General features: G+C 71.8%; 15 protein-coding genes, 4 tRNA genes and 1 other RNA gene. 11 read left to right on the top strand and 9 right to left on the bottom strand.

Features of this window, described 5'->3' with window-relative positions; genetic code table 11:
- Positions 1 to 142: 142 nt before the first annotated feature.
- Both AC07DF_RS11870 and AC07DF_RS11865 read left to right on the top strand, forming a co-directional pair.
- Positions 143 to 2,407, top strand: coding sequence for a hypothetical protein (locus AC07DF_RS11870; protein ID WP_478969623.1), 2,265 nt, complete (start codon positions 143 to 145; stop codon positions 2,405 to 2,407).
- A gap of 4 nt (positions 2,408 to 2,411) precedes the next feature.
- The gene (locus AC07DF_RS11865; RefSeq protein ID WP_478969621.1) at positions 2,412 to 4,034 is read left to right on the top strand and encodes a type 1 periplasmic-binding domain-containing protein; all 1,623 of its coding nucleotides are present in this window, start codon (positions 2,412 to 2,414) and stop codon (positions 4,032 to 4,034) included.
- An 86-nt stretch (positions 4,035 to 4,120) separates the two neighbouring features.
- On the opposite strand, the gene AC07DF_RS11860 is transcribed toward AC07DF_RS11865, so the two are convergent.
- Positions 4,121 to 4,208: transfer RNA gene (locus tag AC07DF_RS11860), tRNA-Ser, on the bottom strand.
- 72 nt (positions 4,209 to 4,280) lie between these two features.
- Between AC07DF_RS11860 and ffs the strand changes: the two genes are divergently transcribed.
- The 6 genes from ffs (at position 4,281) to AC07DF_RS11830 (ending at position 13,384) form a co-directional block, all read left to right on the top strand.
- Positions 4,281 to 4,379: signal recognition particle sRNA small type (gene ffs / locus AC07DF_RS11855), an RNA gene on the top strand.
- A gap of 46 nt (positions 4,380 to 4,425) precedes the next feature.
- Entirely contained in the window at positions 4,426 to 6,912 is a 2,487-nt protein-coding gene (locus AC07DF_RS11850) for a DNA polymerase III subunit gamma and tau (protein ID WP_478969619.1), read from the top strand.
- Positions 6,913 to 7,172: 260 nt separating this feature from the next.
- Positions 7,173 to 8,423, top strand: a complete 1,251-nt coding sequence (purD, locus tag AC07DF_RS11845) for a phosphoribosylamine--glycine ligase (RefSeq protein ID WP_478969617.1) — start codon at positions 7,173 to 7,175, stop codon at positions 8,421 to 8,423.
- A gap of 328 nt (positions 8,424 to 8,751) precedes the next feature.
- Positions 8,752 to 10,689, top strand: coding sequence for a hypothetical protein (locus AC07DF_RS11840; protein ID WP_478970940.1), 1,938 nt, complete (start codon positions 8,752 to 8,754; stop codon positions 10,687 to 10,689).
- A 250-nt stretch (positions 10,690 to 10,939) separates the two neighbouring features.
- Positions 10,940 to 12,415, top strand: a complete 1,476-nt coding sequence (locus tag AC07DF_RS11835) for a N,N-dimethylformamidase beta subunit family domain-containing protein (RefSeq protein ID WP_478969615.1) — start codon at positions 10,940 to 10,942, stop codon at positions 12,413 to 12,415.
- A 69-nt stretch (positions 12,416 to 12,484) separates the two neighbouring features.
- Complete coding sequence (locus AC07DF_RS11830; protein WP_478969613.1) at positions 12,485 to 13,384, top strand: phosphoribosylaminoimidazolesuccinocarboxamide synthase; 900 nt, start codon at positions 12,485 to 12,487, stop codon at positions 13,382 to 13,384.
- 75 nt (positions 13,385 to 13,459) lie between these two features.
- Here AC07DF_RS11830 and AC07DF_RS11825 read toward each other — a convergent pair.
- The 8 genes from AC07DF_RS11825 to AC07DF_RS11790 form a co-directional block, all read right to left on the bottom strand.
- Positions 13,460 to 13,535, bottom strand: a tRNA-Gly gene (locus tag AC07DF_RS11825).
- 22 nt (positions 13,536 to 13,557) lie between these two features.
- A complete protein-coding gene (locus AC07DF_RS11820) occupies positions 13,558 to 14,178 on the bottom strand; it encodes a response regulator (RefSeq protein ID WP_478969611.1) in 621 nt (206 codons plus the stop codon).
- A complete protein-coding gene (locus AC07DF_RS11815; protein WP_478969609.1) occupies positions 14,175 to 15,506 on the bottom strand; it encodes a sensor histidine kinase in 1,332 nt (443 codons plus the stop codon). The genes AC07DF_RS11820 and AC07DF_RS11815 overlap by 4 nt, the downstream gene beginning before the upstream one ends.
- A gap of 22 nt (positions 15,507 to 15,528) precedes the next feature.
- Positions 15,529 to 16,344, bottom strand: coding sequence for an ABC transporter permease (locus AC07DF_RS11810; RefSeq protein ID WP_478969607.1), 816 nt, complete (start codon positions 16,342 to 16,344; stop codon positions 15,529 to 15,531).
- Positions 16,341 to 17,312, bottom strand: a complete 972-nt coding sequence (locus AC07DF_RS11805; RefSeq protein WP_478969605.1) for an ABC transporter ATP-binding protein — start codon at positions 17,310 to 17,312, stop codon at positions 16,341 to 16,343. The genes AC07DF_RS11810 and AC07DF_RS11805 overlap by 4 nt, the downstream gene beginning before the upstream one ends.
- 130 nt (positions 17,313 to 17,442) lie before the next feature.
- Positions 17,443 to 17,515, bottom strand: a tRNA-Gly gene (locus AC07DF_RS11800).
- Between the two features lie 96 nt (positions 17,516 to 17,611).
- Positions 17,612 to 17,683 (bottom strand) — tRNA-Gly (locus AC07DF_RS11795).
- A gap of 134 nt (positions 17,684 to 17,817) precedes the next feature.
- Entirely contained in the window at positions 17,818 to 18,135 is a 318-nt protein-coding gene (locus AC07DF_RS11790) for a histone-like nucleoid-structuring protein Lsr2 (RefSeq protein WP_193483505.1), read from the bottom strand.
- 267 nt (positions 18,136 to 18,402) lie between these two features.
- Here AC07DF_RS11790 and purS point away from each other — a divergent pair, with 267 nt between their 5' ends.
- From purS to purL, 3 genes are read left to right on the top strand one after another with little or no spacing between them, the layout of a single operon-like run.
- Positions 18,403 to 18,666, top strand: coding sequence for a phosphoribosylformylglycinamidine synthase subunit PurS (purS, locus tag AC07DF_RS11785; protein WP_010045045.1), 264 nt, complete (start codon positions 18,403 to 18,405; stop codon positions 18,664 to 18,666).
- On the top strand, positions 18,663 to 19,343 hold the full coding sequence (gene purQ, locus AC07DF_RS11780; protein WP_107456608.1) for a phosphoribosylformylglycinamidine synthase subunit PurQ: 681 nt from the start codon (positions 18,663 to 18,665) through the stop codon (positions 19,341 to 19,343). The genes purS and purQ overlap by 4 nt, the downstream gene beginning before the upstream one ends.
- Entirely contained in the window at positions 19,340 to 21,598 is a 2,259-nt protein-coding gene (gene purL / locus AC07DF_RS11775; RefSeq protein WP_478969601.1) for a phosphoribosylformylglycinamidine synthase subunit PurL, read from the top strand. Before purQ ends, purL begins: the two co-directional genes overlap by 4 nt.
- Positions 21,599 to 21,706 lie beyond the last annotated feature (108 nt).

The following is a 21,706-nucleotide window of genomic DNA, read 5'->3' as shown; positions in this document are numbered from 1 at the left end:
GCTCGATCACCGGTAACTCGGTAACTCCCTTCCGTGCTGCCCCCGTTGTCCGGCCAGAGGTTCCGTGTTCCACTGAATGGTTTCCGGCACATCGGTCACGGGTCACCCGCCCCCGGGCGGGCAGGCACTCCATGGGGGGTCCGTGTGTGAAGAACTGGGGTTCGAGAAACTCCTCGGCGAGGAGGGCTTCTTCGCGGGGCTGCTCGGACGGACGCCGTCGGGGGCCGGCCGGGATCCGCTGTACGGCCCCGACCTGCCCGTCGTCCTGCTCACCGGCGGCCCGGGCATGGGCAAGGGCCGTCTGCTGCGGGCCGTACGGGACCGCTTCGCCGCCAAGGTGCCGGTGATCCACCTGGACTGCGCCTCACCGGTGTACGCGGACCGCGCGGACCCGGAGCCCGGCGCCCGCTCGGCCACGACCGAGGCTTTGGTCGAGGTCGCCCGCCGGCTGGGCACCTGGCAGGGCACGGGCGGCTCGTTCGCCTTCCCACGGCTCTTTCCCGGCCTGGCCATGATCGCGACCGGCGTCACGGAGGGCACGCCCGAGGCGGTCGCGACCGAGGCCGAACGCTACGAGGGCCTGGCCCAGAAGCAGCGCCTGCGCGGCCTGGTCACCGGCGACTTCTGGCGGGGCGTGCTGCGCGGCGCCATCCGGAACCTGCTGATGACCCTGTACGGGCAGGCACTCGACCCGTACTCGGCGGCCGTGAGCAACGCCCTGCTGGACGCCCTCTTCCAGCGACTGGCCCCCCGGGGCAGGGCGGAACTGGAGCGGCTCTACGGCGCCTATCCCGGCGCGGCCGGCCAGCCCAGGATCGGGCTGCGCATCCTCGCCGCCGACTTCCGCGCCGGCGGCGAGGCACGGGAGGTGGCGGAGAGCTTCCTGTTCCGGGCCCTGCGCGAGGACCTGGAGGCGGCGTACGCCTCGCCCTCCGGCTGGCTCCGCCGGGTGGGCCGCCCGGCGATGCTGCTGGACCACGCCGAGTCGCCCCTCGGCGAGCGGCTGCTGCGCGCCGTACTCACCGACCGCCGGGCCGGGCAGCGCGACCGTGTGGTGATCGTGGGCACGGCACGCCGCCCGGACGGCGGCGCCTTCCTGCACGGCGGTCTGCCGCCCGAGGAGGTGGCGCCCCCGGCGGAGTACCGGCCGGCCGACGGCGCCCCGCCCCTCTGGTCCCGGCGCACGGACGAGGCCGCGGACCGGGCACCCCTGGCCGACGGCGTGGTCCTGCTGCGGATGCCCCTGCTCACCGGCGACCAGCTCCGCCGGGAGACCGTGCGAAGACAGCAGCGCGCCGAACCGGAGGGCGGCACGAACCGCCGCCGTATCGACGCCGCCGTGGCCCGGCTGAGCGGCGGCCGGCCGCACACGGTGATCCGCCTCTCCGCCGCAGCCGCGGCCTTCCGCATGCCGGTGGACGCCAACGACCGCGACATCCTGGACGCCCCGCTACGGCTCCCCGGCGACGACCCCCCCGAACGCCCGGTCGCGGACGTCCTGCTCCGCGAACTGATCCTGGACCAGTTACCCGTACGGCTCCCCACCGAGCACCGGGCCCAGTGGCTGGACCTCCTCTCCCACCTGTCGGTGGCCCACGACACGGAGTGCGCGGACGTCCTGCTCCGCCACCACCAGTCGGGCCACGTCCACCACCTGACCGCCCATCACGTGTCCCAGCTCCTCACCGACACCGGATGGCCCGCCTGCGAACGCCACTTCATCGGCGACTTCGGCCTCCGCCAGCTGCTGGTGCACCGGCTCTACGGACTGCGCCCCGGCGGCGCCGCCTGGTACGCCGACCACCATCTGCTGCGCGACCACTACGCGGAACGCGCGGCGGGGGAGGCGCCGGACGCCCAGGGCGACGGAGGCAACGGGGGCGGCGGAGGCAACGGAGGCAACGGGGGCAACGCGGGCAACGGGGGCTACGGAGGCAACGGGGCCTACGGGGGCGACCGGGCCTTCCGCTCGCTCACCGCCCACCGGATGAACCACCACCTGGTGTCCGGCGGCACGGACGACGTCGTCAGCCACCTCGCCGCCACACTCCCCGGCCGCCCCGGCGCCTGGTGCGCGGACCTGCTGGAGATCGCCCAAGCCCCCTATCCGGGCGGGGCGGACGCCCGGCGGGAGCGCGCTCAGGGCCTGGTGGCGGCGGACGGCCCGCCGCTGCGCCGGACCGTCGACCAGCTGCTGCACGCGGTGTGGCTGTGCGAGGAGCGGACGAGGCCGACCGGCAAGGAGACGGCCCGCACGCTGGCCAAGCTGCTGGACCTGCTCTCGATCATGGACTTCGAGGGCGCGGGCCGGCTCAGCAGGACGGCGACGGACTGGAGCGGCCTGGCGGAGAACGAGCAGCCCCTGCTGCGCTGCACCTGCACCGAACAGCTCCGGCGAAGGAGATGACGGCATGCCCAGATGGCGGAAGATCCTCTACGCGGTGCTTCTCGTAGGGGCGATCGTGGCAGGCGTGGCCCTCACCACCTCCTTCCTCGGCAGGCCGGACACCTGCGCCGACGGCGTCGAGCGGATCGGGGACGAGTGCGTCGGCGTCAACGGCGACGGCTACGACTTCGGCACCCCGGAGATCGCCGACGTGGCCCGCGCCATCGCACGCGAGAACCAGAGGATCGCGAACCAGCCGCATGTCACGGTGGCGATGATGCTGCCGCTCCAGTCGGACCGCGGGGCCCTGCGCCGGCAGATGCGCAGCGACCTCCAGGGCGCGTACCTGGGACAGCGGCAGGCCAACGAGGGCGAGGGCGAACCACCCAGGATCCGCCTGGTGCTGGCCAACCCCGGCGAGGCCTACGGCCGTCAGGCGATGGTCGTGGACACCCTCCTGCGCATGGCCGCCTCCCCCGAGGACCGGCTGCGCGCGGTCACCGGCTTCAACCTGAGCCTCGCCGCGACGGAGGCGGCGGTGAAACGCCTGACGGAGAACCGGATCCCGGTCCTGGCGGCCAGAATCAGCGGCGACAGAATCGCGAACGAGGACCGGGCCGACGGCATGGCCGAACTGCGCTTCCCCGGCCTGGCCCGCATCCTCCCCACCAACAACGACGCGGCCCAGGCCCTGGCCAACTTCAACGGCGAGAGGGGCCGCCGGAACCTCAGGACGGTCCTGGTCTACGACAAACGCCCCGACGGCTACAACGAGTCGCTGGCCAGGGCGTTCAGCAGGATCAAGGAGAAGGGCCCGGCCGGCCCCGCCGCGATGTCCTTCGAGTCCCCGTCGATCGACGAGGCGGGCTCGACCGGCAACCAGTTCACCCAGACGGCCAACAACATCTGCGACTCCGAGGCCGACACGATCTACTTCGCGGGCCGCACCCTCCACCTGCGCATCTTCGCCCTCAAGCTCGCCCAGGTGGGCTGCGAGAACCGCCACTACACCATCGTCAGCGGCTCCGACGCGGCCTCACTGCGCCAGGCGATGACGCAGAAGGACTGGGCCCAGCTCCGCGGCGACGACGGCAGGGCGAAGGTGACGGTGCAGTACGCGGCCCCCGCACATCCGGACGCCTGGACGACGGAACTGACGAAGTGGACGAGGACCTACACGGCAACCCATGGGAAGCAGCCGCCCACCCAGGACCTCCCCCAATACCTCACCGAACCGAAGGCGGCCCTGGACACCCTCAGGAACCAGATCACCGCCACCCGGCGCGAGGGCATCACACTGGGCTCCACCCCGAACCTGGACGACTCCCGCACGATGCTCGTCCACGACGGCCTCATCACCATCGGCAAGGCCCTCCACCAGGCCCAACGAGGCGCGCCCGAGACCACCGCCCCCACCCGTGAGGACGTGGGCCGCCAGTGGTCCCTCCTCCAGTCCCGCCACCGAGTCCAGGCCACCAGCGGCCTGATCTGCCTCACCACAGGCGGCAACGCCTACGACAAACCGGCCGCCATCGTCGAACTCGACCCGGGCCGAAAAGGCGAGGGCACCCTGAAGTTCGTCGGCCTCGGCTGGCCGACGGGCACACCCCAACCGAAGAACTGCGTGATCCCGAGCACGACACCTTGATCCAAGGCCGACCGCCCGAGCCGGACAACGTCGAAGGGCCCCACCGCGAGCGGTGGGGCCCTTCGACATCGTGCCCGGTGAGGCACTGGCGGAGGATACGAGATTCGAACTCGTGAGGGGTTGCCCCCAACACGCTTTCCAAGCGTGCGCCCTAGGCCTCTAGGCGAATCCTCCGCCGGAAACATTACATGACCGAGAGGAGTGCTCGCGAACTCGTTCCCTGCCCCTGACATCAGGTAGCCTTGGCGCAGCTCCCCACGCGGCGCTATCTGACTGAACTCCCCCAGGGCCGGAAGGCAGCAAGGGTAGGTCGGCTCTGGCGGGTGCGTGGGGGGCGTTTGCGTTCCCGGGGCGGGGCTCGTTGTCAGTGGGCGCCTATAACCTCGTATGCGTGTCGTCTCTCGCTCTGTACCGCCGCTATCGCCCGGAGACCTTCGCCGAGGTCATCGGGCAGCAGCACGTCACCGACCCGTTGCAGCAGGCGCTGCGCAACAACCGGGTCAACCACGCGTACCTGTTCAGCGGGCCGCGCGGCTGTGGCAAGACGACCAGTGCGCGGATCCTGGCGCGGTGTCTGAACTGCGAGCAGGGGCCGACGCCCACCCCGTGCGGTGAGTGCCAGTCCTGTCAGGACCTCGCGCGCAACGGCCCCGGTTCCATCGACGTCATCGAGATCGACGCCGCGTCGCACGGTGGCGTGGACGACGCCCGTGACCTGCGCGAAAAGGCCTTCTTCGGACCCGCGCGCAGCCGCTACAAGATCTACATCATCGACGAGGCCCACATGGTCACGTCGGCCGGCTTCAACGCGCTGCTGAAGGTCGTCGAGGAGCCGCCGGAGCATCTCAAGTTCATCTTCGCGACCACCGAGCCCGAGAAGGTCATCGGGACGATCCGGTCGCGGACCCATCACTATCCCTTCCGGCTCGTCCCGCCCGGGACCCTGCGGGAGTACCTCGGCGAGGTGTGCCAGAAGGAGGCCATCCCGGTCGACGACGGTGTGCTCCCGCTCGTCGTGCGGGCCGGCGCCGGTTCCGTGCGTGACTCGATGTCCGTCATGGACCAGCTGCTCGCTGGTGCCGCGGCGGACGGTGTGACGTATGCCATGGCCACCGCCCTGCTCGGGTACACCGAGGGCTCCCTCCTCGACTCCGTCGTCGAGTCCTTCGCCACCGGCGACGGAGCCGCGGCCTTCGAGGTCGTCGACCGCGTCATCGAGGGGGGCAACGACCCCCGTCGTTTCGTCGCCGACCTGCTGGAGCGGCTGCGTGACCTGGTGATCCTCGCCGCCGTTCCGGACGCGGCGGAGAAGGGGCTCATCGACGCCCCCGCCGATGTCGTCGAGCGCATGCAGGCCCAGGCAGGCACCTTCGGCGCCGCTGAGCTGAGCCGGGCCGCCGACCTCGTCAACGAGGGACTGACCGAGATGCGCGGCGCCAACTCGCCCCGTCTCCAGCTGGAGCTGATCTGCGCCCGCGTACTGCTCCCCGCCGCCTACGGTGACGAGCGGTCCGTCATGGCCCGCCTGGACCGTATCGAGCGCGGCGTGAACTTCTCCGCGGCACCCGCCGGCATGCCCGCCATGGGCTACGTGCCCGGGCCCGAGGGGCATGGTGGAGCGGCGGCAGCGGCCGCTGCTCCGGTTTCGCCCGGTGGCGGCCCGGCCGCGGCCCGCGCGGCCGTACGGGCTTCCGGAGCACCCGGGAGCGGGACCAGCGGCGGCACCGGCGGCAGCGGCAGTGGCAGCGGCGGTGGTGAAACCTCGGCTGCGGCCGGGCACGTCCCCGACGCTTCCGGTGCCCCGGGGTCCCCTGGTGGGCCCCCCGGTGCCCCCGCCGAACAGGCCCCGGCCGCCTCCGGCCCCGCCACCAGCGGGCACGCCCGACCGCCCCAGCCTGCCGAGCCGGCCCAGGCACCCCCAGCGCCCACGACGCCCGCACCCACCCCCGCTGCCCCGGCGGCCCCGGCCCCCGGCGCCTGGCCCACCGCCGCCTCCGCCGGCAGCGGCGGCCGTCGCCCCGGCGGCTGGCCCACGGCCGCACCGGGCGCCTCCGGCACCGCGGCAGGTAATGCCCCGGCGGCGAACCCACCCGCCCCGGGCACCCCCACCGCCAGCACCCCACCGGCACCTTCACCGGCCCCCTCGGCCCCGGCTCCTGCCGCTCCCGCCTCCGCCGCCGCCCCCCAGGGTGGTCTCGACCCCCGCATGCTCTGGCCGAACATCCTGGAGGCCGTCAAGAACCGCCGGCGCTTCACCTGGATCCTGCTCAGCCAGAACGCCCAGGTGACCGGCTTCGACGGCACGACCCTCCAGCTCGGCTTCGTCAACGCGGGTGCGCGGGACAACTTCCTGAGCAGCGGCAGCGAGGACGTGCTGCGGCAGGCGCTGGGCGAGCAGTTCAACGTCCAGTGGAAGATCGAGGCGATCGTCGACCCCTCAGGCGGCTCCGCGCCCCCCGCTCCGGGCGGCGGCCCCTCCGGCTTCGGAGGAGGCAACGGCGGCCACGGCGGCGGTACCGGCGGCAGCGCCAGTGGCTACGGCGGCGGCAGCCACAGCTCCGGTGGTGGCGGCTACAACGCCGGAGGCGGCAGCGGCGGCAGCGGCGGTACGGCGACCGCTCAGCGCCCCGCCCCGGCCCAGTCGACCGCCCCGTCCACCCCCGCCCAGCAGTCGAGCACACCCGCACCCAGCTCTGCCCCCGCAGCGTCCGCCCCCGCTCCCCAGCCCTCCGCCCCGAGGCCGCGGTCGGTGTCCGTCGAGGACGACATCCCCGAGGACGACGACCCCGACCTCGACGAGTCGGCCCTCTCCGGGCAGGACCTGATCGTCCGGGAGCTGGGGGCAACGGTGGTGGACGAGTTCACGAACGAGCCGTAATCACCGGGACGAGCCTCAGCCGCACGGACGAGTCCTGGCCGTCCGGACGAGCCCTAGCCACCCGGACGAGTCCTTGGCCGTCCGAACAAGCCCCAGCCACCCGGACGAGTCCTGGCCCGACCGAACAAGCCCCAGCCGCCCGGCTGAGCCCTCGGCAACCGGTCAGTGACACCCCCGCTTCGGAGAAACCTCCAAGCCCACACCCCCCCTTCGGAAGCCCGCACAAAGAAAACCCGGCACTTCCCGTTAGGCTGACCCCCGTGAAGGTCCTCGTCATCGGCACCGGCGCCCGCGAACACGCCCTGTGTCACTCGCTGTCCCTCGACCCCGACGTCACCGCGCTGCATTGCGCCCCCGGCAACGCCGGCATCGCCGAGGTCGCCGAGCTGCACCCGGTCGACGCCCTGGACGGCGCCGCCGTCACCGCGCTGGCCACCCGGCTCGGCGCGGAGCTCGTGGTCGTCGGACCGGAGGCGCCGCTGGTCGCCGGTGTCGCCGACGCCGTGCGCGAGGCGGGCATCCCGGTCTTCGGCCCGTCCGGCCCGGCCGCGCAGCTCGAGGGCTCCAAGGCCTTCGCGAAGGACGTCATGGCGGCGGCCGAGGTGCCCACGGCGCGCTCATACGTCTGCACCACGGCGGACGAGGTCGACACCGCCCTCGACGCCTTCGGCGCTCCGTACGTCGTCAAGGACGACGGCCTCGCCGCCGGCAAGGGCGTCGTCGTCACCGACGACCTGGAAGCGGCCCGGGCCCACGCCGCCGCCTGCGAGCGCGTGGTCATCGAGGAGTACCTCGACGGCCCCGAGGTCTCCCTGTTCGCCGTCACCGACGGCGAGACGGTCGTGCCGCTCCAGCCCGCCCAGGACTTCAAGCGCGCCCTGGACGGCGACGAGGGGCCGAACACGGGCGGCATGGGGGCGTACTCCCCGCTGCCGTGGGCCGACCCGAAGCTGGTCGACGAGGTGCTGCAGACGGTCCTGCAGCCGACCGTGGACGAGATGCAGCGCCGCGGCACGCCGTTCTCCGGCCTGCTCTACGCCGGTCTCGCGATCACCTCCCGCGGTGTCCGCGTGATCGAGTTCAACGCCCGCTTCGGCGACCCGGAGACCCAGGTCGTCCTGGCCCGTCTGAAGACGCCGCTGGCCGGCCTCCTGATGGCCGCCGCCACCGGCAACCTCGCCCACCTGGAGCCGCTGCGCTGGAGCGACGAGGCGGCCGTGACCGTGGTCGTCGCCTCGCACAACTACCCCGGCACCCCGCGCACCGGCGACCCGATCACCGGCCTCGACGAGGTCGCCGCCCAGGACGCCCCGCACGCGTACGTCCTGCACGCCGGCACCAGGACCGACGGGGACGCCATCGTCAGCGCGGGCGGCCGCGTCCTGTCCGTCACGGCCACCGGCAAGGACCTCGCCGAGGCCCGCGACCGCGCCTACACGGCCGTCGGCCGCATCCGCCTCGACGGCTCCCAGCACCGCACGGACATCGCCGCGAAGGCGGCAGGCGCGTAGCCGGACCCGCTCAGAGCCGGGGGAAACCACCCCGCCGCCGATGAACCCCACAGGCCCCGAATCCGTCTCAGGATCCGGGGCCTGAAGTTTTCGACAGGTGCGGGCCTGACCCTCGCTTTCCGTCATCCACCTCTCCCCAAAGCCATTCCATCGAGTGACCGATGCCCTATCCGGCTGACGGGGGGCTGAGCCCCAACTATGGTGCGGCGCAAGCGTTCCGGCACTTGGCCCACCGGCATTGCGATGTCAGTGGCGGGTGCCACAGTGGGGGAGTGAGCAAGGAAAGCGTCAGGTCAACGGGGAGGGGGTGAGGTCGGTCGTGACCGGAATGGGTGTGGAGGCAGGCGCGCAGGTCGCGCGGGCACGGGCACTGATCGTGCTGCGCATCCGCAGCCGCGCGCTGGCCGTCGCCCTGCTGCCCGCGGCCGTCGCCGTGATCCTGCTCGCGGGGGCGTTCTCCGGCCGTCTCGCCGGGCCCGGCTGGGACGCCGCCCGCTGGGTCCTGACACCGGTCGCCGTCCTCGTGCTGCTCGCCGCCGCCGGGATCGCCCTGGTCGTCGCCCGGGCCCGTCCGGCCATGAGCCCGACCGTCCCGATCGCCGAGGAAGCGGCTCCCGACCTGTACCGGATGGTGCGCGACCTGGCCGACCGCCTCGAGGTCCCCGCCCCCTCCGCGATAGCGCTCACGCCGGACTGCGACAGCTGGCTGGAGGACCGCACCCACCCGGCCCACGGACCGCCTCCGGCCGAGGAGCACGACGACATAGCGGGCGCGGGGAAGCACGTGCACCGCCGGCACCCGGTCGCGCCGGTCCTCGTCATCGGCTCCCCCTTCCTGTGGTGGATGCGGGTCGGCGAGCTGCGCGCGGTCCTCGCCCCCGTCGTCGCCGGTACGGGCCCCTCCGCCCACCCGGACATAGCCGCGGCCCGGCGCTTCGTCCGGGGCCTCGACGCCGCGGTGGCCGTGACCTCGGCGCCCCGCCGCGACCCGATCTCGCGGGCCGTGCTGGCCGGCGTCGGCTGGGTGGCCCGGCTGCTGCTGCGCGGTTGCCGTCTTCACGCCGCCGAGCTGGAGCGGGGCGTGGCGGCCGCGGCCGCGGAGCGTGCACAGGCTGTGGATTACGGGCTGCGGATCGTCGCCCAGGAGCAGGTGGGCCTGGCGTACGCGGGCTGGGACCGGCTGCTGACCCGGGTCGCGCTGCCCGCCTGGCGGATGGGCCGCTGGCCGTCCCGGCTGGACGCCGGCGTGGTGGCGGCGCTCACGGAGCTGTCCCGGCGCGACCGCCTGGCCGAGGGCTTTGCCTCCCGACTCGGGGAGCGGCCCGCCTGCGATCTGCTCGAGGAGCCGGGCGCGGTCGACGAGTCCGCCTCCCTCCTCGCCGCCCGCCTCTTCCACGGCGGCCCGGCCGGCCCCGGGCCCGACTGGTCGCCGGTGGACTGGAGCGAGTATCCGGAGGAGGTCGTGGACCGCAGATGGCGCATCGACGCGGCCCGGCTCCACCGCGTCCTGGACGCGATGGGCGTCCGCCCCGCCACCGGCCCCGCCGCCCCCGCCACCAGCAGTCCGACCCTGGCCCGTGTCCTGGACCACCTGACGGCCTCGACCGGCGAAGCGTCCCTGGCCCAGGGAGGCACCGGCCCGTCCGGTGAAGCGTCCCCCCGGGCCCATGGAGGCACCGACCCGTCCGGTGAAGCCTCCCTCACCCACAGAGGCCCGGACCCGGCCGGTGAAGCACCCTTCCCCACCAGACCCCCGGGTCCATCCCCTCACCCCGACGACGAAGACGAAGAAGACCTCTCCGGAACCACCCCCCGCAGCGCGAACCTGGCCGCCCGCCTCAGCGCCGAACTGGCCCGTGAAGAGGCCGCCGCCACGCCCCGCCAGTCGACCGCCGCCGCGAGCGCCACCTCCTCGACCACGGCCTCACCAGCCGCCGGCTCCCCAGCCATCCCGGCCACCCCGGACCCCCTCGCCCTCTGGGACGACCGAGCCCTCCCCCTCTTCCCCCTCCAGCCCCCGCGCACGGCCCGTGAACTGCTCGCCGACCACCTCACGGCGATGATCTGCTGTGCCGCGATGGACACCGCCGGAGCGACGCCCGGCCTGGACTGGCTGGACGGCCCCACGCTCCTCCACAACGGCGAGCGCACCGCCGATCTCGCGCCCAAAATCCTCACCCTGATCGAGGAGGGCGACCCCACGCCCTTGCGCGCCTGGCTGGCCGAGCTGGGGATACGCCCGGAGAAGCCGGTCCGGCTCGTCTGACCGCCGGAGCACCTGCTTCCACTTCTGGCCAATTCGAAACGAACAGTGACGAAGTGCGCGCGTTATGTGATGTGCTTGGACCGTTCGAGCGCATGGCATGGGCTGACGACATACGACAAGCACATAAGCGCGACGGCATCACAGAGGCGCACTCAGCACGCACTCACCGCACAGACCGCACGCATCACGCAGACCGCACGCATCACACCAGCAGGCACCACCACGGGGGCGAAGGGGAGGGGAAGCAGCCATGGCTTCGGAGCAGATCCGCCGCTGGGAGTCGGGAGCGCTGGCGCACGCCGTGACGGATCCCTTCGGACAGGGCCCCGTTCCGTGGCTGCGCGGCACGGTGACGTACTTCGACGACACCGGCCAGGTCGTCCCCTGGTACGTGGACCAGGACGCGCCCCACGCCCCGAGCAAGGCCACCCGCTCCAACGGCCCCCGTGCGGCCGACGACGTCAACCGCCAGATCAAGGGCTTCACCTCCACCGGCGCGGTCGCGCCCGGCGAGGCCATGGACTTCCACATCACCGTCGACCCGCCCCAGGAGTTCGGCGTCGACATCTACCGCATCGGCCACTACGGCGGTGACGGCGCCGCCAAGATCACGACGAGCCCGCGGCTGTCCGGCATCGTCCAGCCCGCGCCGCTCACCGCGGACCGTACGGTCTCCTGCCACCACTGGTGGCTCTCCTGGCGGCTCCAGGTCCCGTCGTACTGGAACATCGGCGCGTATGTCGCCGTCCTCACCACCGCCGGCGGCTACCGCTCCCACGTCCCGTTCACGGTCCGCCACGACCAGCCCGCCGACCTGCTCCTCGTCCTGCCCGACATCACCTGGCAGGCGTACAACCTCTACCCGGAGGACGGCCGCACCGGCGCCAGCCTCTACCACGCCTGGGACGAGAAGGGCCGGCTGCTCGGCGAGTCGGAGGCCGCGACCACGGTCTCCTTCGACCGCCCCTACGCGGGAGCGGGCCTCCCCCTCCACGTCGGCCACGCCTACGACTTCATCCGCTGGGCCGAGCGCTACGGCTACGACATCGCCTACGCGACGGCGAGCGACCTGCACGCGGGCCGCGTCGACCCCACCCACTACCGCGGCCTGGTCTTCCCGGGCCACGACGAGTACTGGTCGGCCGCCATGCGCCGCAGTGTGGAGCTCGCCCGCGACGCCGGCACCTCGCTCGTCTTCCTCTCCGCCAACTCCATGTACTGGCAGGTGGAACTGGGCCCCTCCCCGTCCGGCGTCCCCGACCGCCTGCTGACCTGCCGCAAACGCAGGGGCCCGGGAAAGCCGGTGCTGTGGCGGGAGATCGACCGGGCGGAACAGCAGCTCATCGGCATCCAGTACGCGGGGCACGTGCCCGAGCCGCAGCCCCTGATCGTGCGCAATGCCGGGCACTGGCTGTGGGAGGCGTCCGGCGCGCACGAGGGCGACGAGATAGCCGACCTGGTGGCGGGCGAGGCCGACCGCTACTTCCCGCGCACCCCGCTGCCCGAGCACGAGGAGCGCATGCTGCTCGCGCACTCCCCGTACACCGACAAGGAAGGCGCCCAGCGCCACCAGGAGACGTCCCTGTACCGCGCCCCGTCCGGCGCCTGGGTCTTCGCATCCGGAACGTTCGCCTGGACCCCGGCCCTGGACCGCCCGGGCCACGTCGACCCCCGCGTCCAGCGCGCCACCGCAAACCTCCTGGACCGCATCTGCAAACGCGACTGACCCGCTGTCCGTGATCACCTCCCGCATACGGGAGAATCGACACATTGGACAGAACCACGGGGAGGAACCGTGTCCGGATTCGTAGAAAAGCCCGAGCCGATCCAGGTTCCGGGCCTGGTGCACCTGCACACCGGCAAGGTGCGCGAGCTGTACCAGAACGAGGCGGGCGACCTCGTCATGGTCGCCAGCGACCGCATCTCCGCGTACGACTGGGTGCTGCCGACCGAGATCCCGGACAAGGGCCGGGTCCTCACGCAGCTCTCCCTGTGGTGGTTCGACCAGCTCGCCGACCTGGTCCCGAACCACGTCCTGAGCACCGAACTGCCCGCCGGCGCCCCCGCCGACTGGGCGGGCCGCACGCTGGTCTGCAAGTCCCTGCGGATGGTCCCCGTGGAGTGCGTGGCCCGCGGGTACCTCACAGGCTCGGGCCTGGTCGAGTACAACGAGACCCGCACGGTCTGCGGCCTCGCCCTCCCCGAGGGCCTGGTCGACGGCAGCGAACTGCCCGCGCCGATCTTCACCCCGGCCACCAAGGCCGCCGTCGGCGAGCACGACGAGAACGTCTCCTACGAGGAGGTCGCCCGCCAGGTCGGCGCGGACACCGCGGCCCGACTGCGCCAGGCGACCCTCGCCGTCTACGCCCGGGGCCGGGACATCGCCCGTGAGCGGGGCATCATCCTGGCGGACACGAAGTTCGAGTTCGGCTTCGACGGCGACGACCTGGTCCTCGCGGACGAGGTCCTCACCGCGGACTCCTCCCGCTTCTGGCCGGCCGACCAGTGGCAGCCGGGCCGCGCGCAGCCGTCGTACGACAAGCAGTTCGTCCGCGACTGGCTGACCTCGGCGGAGTCCGGCTGGGACCGCAAGAGCGAGCAGGCCCCGCCGGCGCTGCCGCAGCAGGTCGTGGACGCCACCCGCGCCAAGTACGTGGAAGCGTACGAGCGCCTCACGGGCTTGACCTGGGCCTAGGCTCTGCCCGACCCAGGACATGATCCGACCCAGGACATGAAGAAGCCCCCGGCCGGAGCCGGGGGCTTCTTCATCTGGAGCGAACGACGAGGTTCGAACTCGCGACCTCAACCTTGGCAAGGTTGCGCTCTACCAACTGAGCTACGTTCGCATGCGCCGTGGCGCGAGAACCACTATACCCAACCTCGCTCCCGTGCGAGCCGCACCGCCGCATGCCGGTTCTCCGCCCCGAGCTTCGACACCGCCGACGACAGATAGTTCCGTACGGTCCCCTGCGACAGCGCGGCCCGCTCGGCGATCTCCGCCACGGGCGCTCCGTCGGCGGCGAGTTCCAGCACCTCGGCTTCCCGCGCGGTCAGCGGCGAGTCCCCGGCGGCGATCGCGTCGGCGGCCAACTCCGGGTCGACGTAACGGTTGCCGGCGTGCACGGTGCGAATGAGCTCCGCGAGCCGCTGCGCGCTCACGGTCTTCGGCACGAAGCCCCGCACCCCGGCCTCCAGCGCCCGCTTCAGATGCCCGGGCCGCCCGTGGCTGGTGACGATGAGCACCTTGCAGCCGGGCAGTTCGGAGCGCAGGGATGTGGCGACCTTCACACCGTCGGCGCCGGGCATCTGAAGATCCAGTACGGCGACGTCGGGCTCGTGCGCCCGGGCCATCGCCATCGCCTCCGGCCCGGTGGCCGCCTCGGCGACGACCATGAGGTCGTCCTCCAGCGACAGCAGCGCGGCGAGCGCCCCACGGATGAGGTGCTCGTCGTCGGCGAGCAGCAGCCGCACGGGCTCTACCGCGGTCACGGTATGACCTCACCCACAGGACCTGCGGTGGCGACGGACGCCGGGCCGGAGAGGGCGGCAGGGGCAGCGGGGTCAGCGGGGCCGGCTGCCGACGGCAGCGGAATCTCCGCCGTCAGCCGGAACAGCCCCCGCCCCGCGGGCCCGGCCTCCAACGTCCCGCCGATCTCCGCCAGCCGCTCCCGCAACCCGGCGATCCCCGAGCCGGACGAGCCGATCCCCCCGGCCCCTGTGGCCACCCCCTCGCCCTCCTTCCCAGCGCTCTCCACCCCGTCGTTCTCCACCGACAGCACCACGCTCCCCTCCACCATCCGCAACCGCACCGCACACCGCCGCGCGTCCCCGTGCCGCAGGACGTTCGTCGCGGCCTCCCGCACCACCCACCCCAGGGCGGACTGCACCGCGACCGGCAGCCCGGCCGCCGTCGCCCCGCTCACCGTGCAGTCGATGCCGGCCGCGGCCAGCACCCCTTGCGCCCCGGCGAGTTCCGCCCCGAGGTCGGCCTCGCGGTAACCGCGGACGACCTCCCGCACCTCGCGCTGTGACTCGTGCGCGAGCCGCTGCACCTCGACCATCTGCGCCACGGCCTCCGGCCGTCCCCGCTGGGCCAGCTGCACGGCCAGTTCGCTCTTGAGCGCGATCACGGCGAGGTTCCGCCCCATGACGTCGTGCAGATCACGCCCGAACCGGAGCCGCTCCTCGGCGACGGCGAGCCGTGTCCGGGTCTCGCGTGCCTCGTCGAGTTCGTAGACGATGTCGAGCAGCCACACGGAGACGACGGCCGTGAAGGCGAGTATTCCGCCGGCGAGCAGCGCCATCAGCGCCGTGAAGAGCGATTCGCCCAGCGAGGCGCCCCTGGTGAGCGCCACGAGCCAGGAGACCGACGCGAAGCCGACGACGATGGCGAACACATGCCGCCGCTCACGGACACCGAGGGCGATGGTGCCGATCCCGATGATGCCGATGACCCCGACGGCCCCGTTCGCGGCGTTGTCCACGCTCTCGCCGCCCGGCCCGTGGTCGGCGATGCCGATCCCGACGGCGCCGAACACGGCGGTCACTGCGGCCAGCGTCCACAGCAGCCGGACGGGCTGCTGCCGCCTGCCGCGCGTCCAGTCCAGCGACCGCGACACGGTGACCATGCAGACCGCGGCGTGCAGAGCCGACATGAGCAGCAGCCCGGCCCCGAGCCACTCCCCGAGCGGGACCACCGCCAAGAGCCCGACCATGACGAACTCGGTCACCGCGAAGGACTGGAAGGACCACCGCGTGTACGTCTCGACCTTCTCCGGCGTGGTCTGCCGCCGCCACCACCCGCCCGGCCCGCGCATCAGCCCGTCCCTCCCCCTCCGGTCAGCGCCGCGGTTCCCAGCGGAACCACCGCCGTACAGCAAACACCGCGATGACGATCCAGGCCACCGCCGTCGCGACGGCGCCCAGCGCCTCGTACGCCGGCAGATCGCCGGTCCAGCCGCCGCGCACCAGGGTGACGACGGGCGTCAGCGGCAGCAGTTCGCACAGAGAGGCCAGCCGGTCCGGCAGCAGCTCCAGCGGCACGAACATGCCGGAGCCCATCATCGAGACGACCAGCAGCGGCATGGGTGTGACCTGGGCACTCTCGCCGGTCCGGGTAAAACTGGCGGTGACCGCGGCGAGGGCGGCGCACAGTATGAGCCCCAACAGCAGGCCCACGACGGCCAGATGGGGCGCGGACGGCGCGGACATGTCCAGCAGCACGGTGCAGCCCGCCGCGAGCAGCAGGCACTGCACGAGCCCGGTGACGGCGGCGGGTGTGGCGGAGCCGGCCAGGATCTCGGCGTCCCGCAGCTCACCGGTGCGCAGCCGCTTGAGGACGAGTTCCTCACGCCGGACGACGAAGACGCCGACGAGCACCGAGTAGACGGCGAACAGCAGGGAGAAGCCGACCGCGGCGGGCAGCACCAGGGTGCCGGCGTTCAGCCCCGCCTCCGCGAGGTCCATCTCCTGGGCCACCGACCGTACGCTGACCGGCATCACCAGCGGCACGAACAGGGCGGCGACGAGCGCGCCCCTGCTCCGCCCGAGCAGGGTCAGCTCGGCGCGGGCGAGTGCCGTCATGCGGCTCATCGGCGTGGTGCCGGCGGCGCTCGTGCCGGTCGCCGGGCGGGGCGTCGTACGGGTGGCACTCATGCCGCGTACTCCTTCGTCGTCCTTGCCGGGGCCCGCCCCGCCGATGCCTCCTTGGCGATCCCGAGGAACGCCTCCTCCAGGGAGGCCGACCGCACGTCCAGGCGGCGCAGTTCCACCCGGGCCCGCTCGGCCCACAGCAGCAGACCGGTGGCCGCGCGTTGCAGTTCATGGGTGCGGAGCCGGACGATCCGGCCGTCGGTCTCGTGCCCGGTCACGCCCAGTTCCCCGAGCGGCGGCAGATCGCCCACGAAGTAGCCGTCGGGCAGTTCGAAGGAGATCCGCGACGGCTCGGCGGCGGTCACCTCGGCCGGGGTCCCGGTGGTGGCGATGCCGCCCTCGTGCATGATCGCCAGCCGGTCGGCGAGATTCTCGGCCTCCTCCAGGTAGTGCGTGGTCAGCAGCACCGTCGTGCCGCCGTCGCGCAGCGCGCTCACCAACTCCCACGTTTCCCGGCGGCCTTCGACGTCCAGTCCGGTGGTCGGCTCGTCCAGGAAGAGCACCTCGGGGTGGCCGAGCAGGGCGAGCGCCAGATCCAGGCGGCGCCGCTGCCCGCCGGACAACTGCTTGACCCGGACGTCGGCCTTCGACTCCAGTCCGACCAGCGCGAGGACCTCCGCCGGCGGCCGGGCTCCGCTCACGCATCCCGCCCACATCCGCGTGGTCTCCGCGACGGTCAGCTCGGACGGGAAGCCGCCTTCCTGGAGCATGACGCCGGTGCGGGGCCGGACGAGCGCCCGCTCGGTGTACGGATCGTGCCCGAGGACCCGCACCCGGCCGCCCGCCGGCGCCGCGAGTCCCTCCAGCAGTTCGACGGTCGACGTCTTGCCCGCCCCGTTGGTGCCCAGCAGCGCGAAGATCTCCCCGCGGCGTACGGAAAAGCTGATTCCGCTCACCGCCTCGAACCCGCCCCCGTACACACGCCGCAGGTCAGTGACCTCAATCACGTGTTCGCGTCCGTTGTTTTCCATGCCTTCAGCGTTCCGCCCCGGCGGGCTCCTCGGCAGTGCGCGCTGTCATCACCCGGCATGACAAATGTCAGACGAACCCGCGATGAACACGAAAAGACCCCGGTCCATCAGGACCGGGGTCTCATTCCCGAGCGGACGACGAGGTTCGAACTCGCGACCTCAACCTTGGCAAGGTTGCGCTCTACCAGCTGAGCTACGTCCGCATTTGCCCCCGATTGCCCGCCTGAACAAGCACGGTCACCGATCGGTGCGGGCACCAGCCTACCTGATCCACAGGAGTGGTCGGTACGGTGATGCAGAGCGGGTGACAGGAATCGCACACTGCGCCTTCCCCCTGGAAGGGGGATGTTCTACTACTGAACTACACCCGCATGTTTCCGTGAGCTGGGCCTTTCGGCCTCGCCCCTCGGCGTGCTCCAGACTCTAACTGATCAGCCCGGGTGCTGCGCAAGTCGGTTGCCGCGAGGGGTGGATGGCCGGCCGTCGGGCGGGGCTCACGGCGCCGTCACTGCGCGGCCGTGAACGCCTCGTAGACCTTCTTGGGGATGCGCCCGCGCGCGGGGACCTCCATCTTGTTGGCCTGGGCCCAGGCCCGTACGGCCGAGGGGTCGGGGGCGACCTCCGTCTGCCGGTACGCCTTGCCCGAGCGGGACCGCTTGCGGCCGGCCTCCACGTAAGGCGCGAGCGCCTTCCGCAGTTCGTCGGCATTGCCTTCGTTCAGGTCGATCTCGTACGACTTGCCGTCCAGTCCGAAAGCGATCGTTTCCGCCGCTTCCGAGCCGTCGATGTCGTCAAAGAGAGTGACCACGACCTTCTGCGCCACGAATATCGGTCCCTTCCTGCGGCACTTGCCAATTCATTTGTACAGTGCCGTGCAATGCATTGTGAAGACCGACTAAATCCTTCCGCGTGTCCGAACGCAATAGGTTTCGGGTGACGACCCGGAATCTTTCCCGGAAATTTTCGTGTGTGGACCCGTCGATGCTGGATCGTGATGACCGTCACGTAGTTTCCTACAAGTCGACGCGCGTAGAAATTTTGTGCGGGTAGTCTGAAGGGACCTGCTCAGCACCACACACCGGGAGTGCCAGTGGCACGCGTCGTAGTCGACGTCATGCTCAAGCCGGAGATCCTCGACCCCCAGGGCCAGGCGGTGCAGCGCGCACTGCCGCGGCTGGGTTTCGAGGGGATCTCGGACGTCCGCCAGGGAAAGCGTTTCGAACTGGAAGTTGACGGGCCGGTCGACGAGGCCGCCCTCGCCCGCATTCACGATCTTGCGGAGTCCTTCCTCGCGAACACCGTGATCGAGGACTTCACCGTCCGGGTCGAGGAAGTCGCGGAGGCCGTGAAGTGACCGCTCGTATTGGCGTCGTCACTTTTCCCGGCAGTCTGGACGACCGGGACACGCAGCGCGCGATCCGGGTCGCGGGCGCCGAGCCGGTAGCCCTCTGGCACAAGGACAAGGACCTCAAGCAGGTCGACGCCGTGGTGTTGTGCGGTGGTTTCTCCTATGGCGACTATCTGCGCGCCGGGGCCATCGCCCGTTTCTCGCCGGTGATGGAGCCCCTGCTCGAGCAGGCGAAGGCCGGTCTGCCGGTGCTCGGCATCTGCAACGGCTTCCAGATCCTCACCGAGGCCCATCTGCTGCCGGGCACGATGCTGCGCAACGACCACCTGCACTTCATCTGCCGTGATCAGAAGCTGCGCGTGGAGAACGCCGAGACCTCCTGGACCACCGACTACTCGGCCGGCCAGGAGATCCACATCCCGCTGAAGAACAACGACGGGCAGTACGTCGCCGACGCCTACACGCTCGACCAGCTGGAGGCCGAGGGCCGCGTGGCGTTCCGCTACCTCGACTTCAACCCCAACGGCTCCCAGCGGGACATCGCCGGCGTCACCAACGAGGCCGGGAACGTGGTCGGTCTCATGCCGCACCCCGAGCACGCCGTCGAGCCGCTGATCGGTACGGGCCGTACCGACGGCCTCCCGTTCTTCACCTCGATCCTCAAGAAGCTGGTCAACGCATGAGCCGGACGCCTCTGGACACGGTCGAGCACGCGGCCGAGACCCCCGACGTCGAGCTGCCCTGGGCCGAACTCGGCCTGAAGAAGGACGAGTACGAGCGGGTCGTGGAGATCCTCGGCCGCCGGCCCACCGGGGCCGAGCTCGCCATGTACTCGGTGATGTGGTCGGAGCACTGCTCGTACAAGAGCAGCAAGGTCCACCTGCGCCAGTTCGGCGAGAAGGCCCCCCAGTCCGACGCGATGCTCGTCGGCATCGGTGAGAACGCCGGTGTCGTCGACGTCGGCCAGGGCTACGCGGTCACCTTCAAGGTCGAGTCGCACAACCACCCGTCGTACGTGGAGCCCTACCAGGGCGCGGCCACGGGTGTCGGCGGCATCGTCCGCGACATCATCGCCATGGGTGCGCGGCCGGTCGCCGTCGTCGATCCGCTGCGCTTCGGCGCGGCCGACCACCCGGACACCAAGCGTGTGCTGCCGGGTGTCGTCGCCGGCATCGGCGGCTACGGCAACTGCCTGGGTCTGCCCAACATCGGCGGCGAGGTCGTCTTCGACGCCTGCTACCAGGGCAACCCGCTGGTCAACGCCGGTGCCATCGGTGTGATGCGGCACGAGGACATCCACCTCGCGAAGGCGTCCGGCGCGGGCAACAAGGTCATCCTGTACGGGGCCCGGACCGGCGGTGACGGCATCGGCGGCGCGTCGATCCTGGCCTCCGAGACCTTCGACGACGCCAAGCCGTCGAAGCGCCCGGCCGTCCAGGTCGGCGACCCCTTCCAGGAGAAGCTCCTCATCGAGTGCACCCTGGAGGCCTTCGCCGAGAAGCTGGTCGTCGGCATCCAAGACCTCGGCGCGGCCGGCCTGTCCTGCGCCACGTCCGAGCTCGCCTCGAACGGCTCCGGCGGCATGCGCGTCACCCTGGACGACGTCCCCCTGCGCGACTCGACGCTCTCGCCCGAGGAAATCCTCATGAGCGAGTCGCAGGAGCGCATGTGCGCGGTCGTCGAGCCGGAGAAGGTCGACCGCTTCCTGGAGATCTGCGAGAAGTGGGACGTCATCGCCACCGTCATCGGTGAGGTGACCGACGGCGACCGCCTGGAGATCTACTGGCACGGCGGCAAGATCGTCGACGTCGACCCGCGCACGGTCGCTCACGAGGGCCCGGTCTACGAGCGCCCGTACGCCCGCCCGTCCTGGCAGGACACGCTCCAGGCGGACGACGCGAACAAGCTGCCCCGGCCGTCCTCCGCCGCCGAGCTGAAGGACCAGGTCCTGAAGCTGGTCGGCTCCCCGAACCAGGCCTCCAAGTCCTGGATCACCTCGCAGTACGACCACTTCGTGCAGGGCAACACCGTCCTCGCCCAGCCCGAGGACTCCGGCATGATCCGGATCGACGAGGAGACCGGCCTCGGCGTGGCCATCGCCACGGACGGCAACGGCCGGTACGCCAAGCTCGACCCGTACCACGGCGCCCAGCTGGCCCTGGCGGAGGCGTACCGCAACGTCGCCACCACCGGTGCCAAGCCGCTCGCCGTCTCCGACTGCCTGAACTTCGGTTCGCCCGAGGACCCGGCGGTGATGTGGCAGTTCGCGGAGGCCGTGCGCGGTCTGGCGGACGCCTGCCAGCAGCTGGGCACCCCGGTGACCGGCGGCAACGTCTCCCTCTACAACCAGACCGGCGAGGCCGCCATCCACCCGACCCCGGTGGTCGCGGTCCTCGGCGTCATCGACGACGTGGCCCGTCGCACGCCGGTCGCCTTCCAGGAGGAGGGCCAGCTGCTCTACCTCCTCGGCGACACGCGTGAGGAGTTCGGCGGCTCGGCCTGGTCCCAGGTCGTGCACGACCACCTCGGCGGTCTGCCGCCCCAGGTCGACCTGGAGCGCGAGCGGTTGCTCGCCGAGATCCTGATCGCCGCCTCCCGCGACGGCATGATCGACTCCGCGCACGACCTGTCCGACGGCGGTCTGATCCAGGCGGTCGTCGAGTCGGCGCTGCTGGGCGGCAAGGGCGCCCGTCTGATCGTCCCGGACGGTCTGGACGCCTTCACCTTCCTCTTCTCCGAGTCGGCGGGCCGCGCGGTCGTGGCCGTGCCGCGCTCCGAGGAGCTCCGCTTCAACGACATGTGCGGCGCGCGGGGCCTCCCGGCCACCCGCATCGGTGTCGTCGACGGTGACTCCGTGGACGTCCAGGGCGAATTCGCGCTCTCCCTGTCCGAGCTGCGTGAGACGCACGAGGGCACCATCCCGGCGTTGCTGGCCTAAGCCGCCCTGCGTCAAGAAGCCCCCGTCCGGTCCGCCGGGCGGGGGCTTCGCCGTGTTCAGGAGACCACCTCCGCACTCCTGCCTCTTGCACGTAATTACGTAGTTCCG

The sequence above is a fragment of the Streptomyces sp. NPDC044719 genome (assembly GCF_056433405.1).
This window is presented reverse-complemented; position numbering and strand designations above follow the sequence as displayed.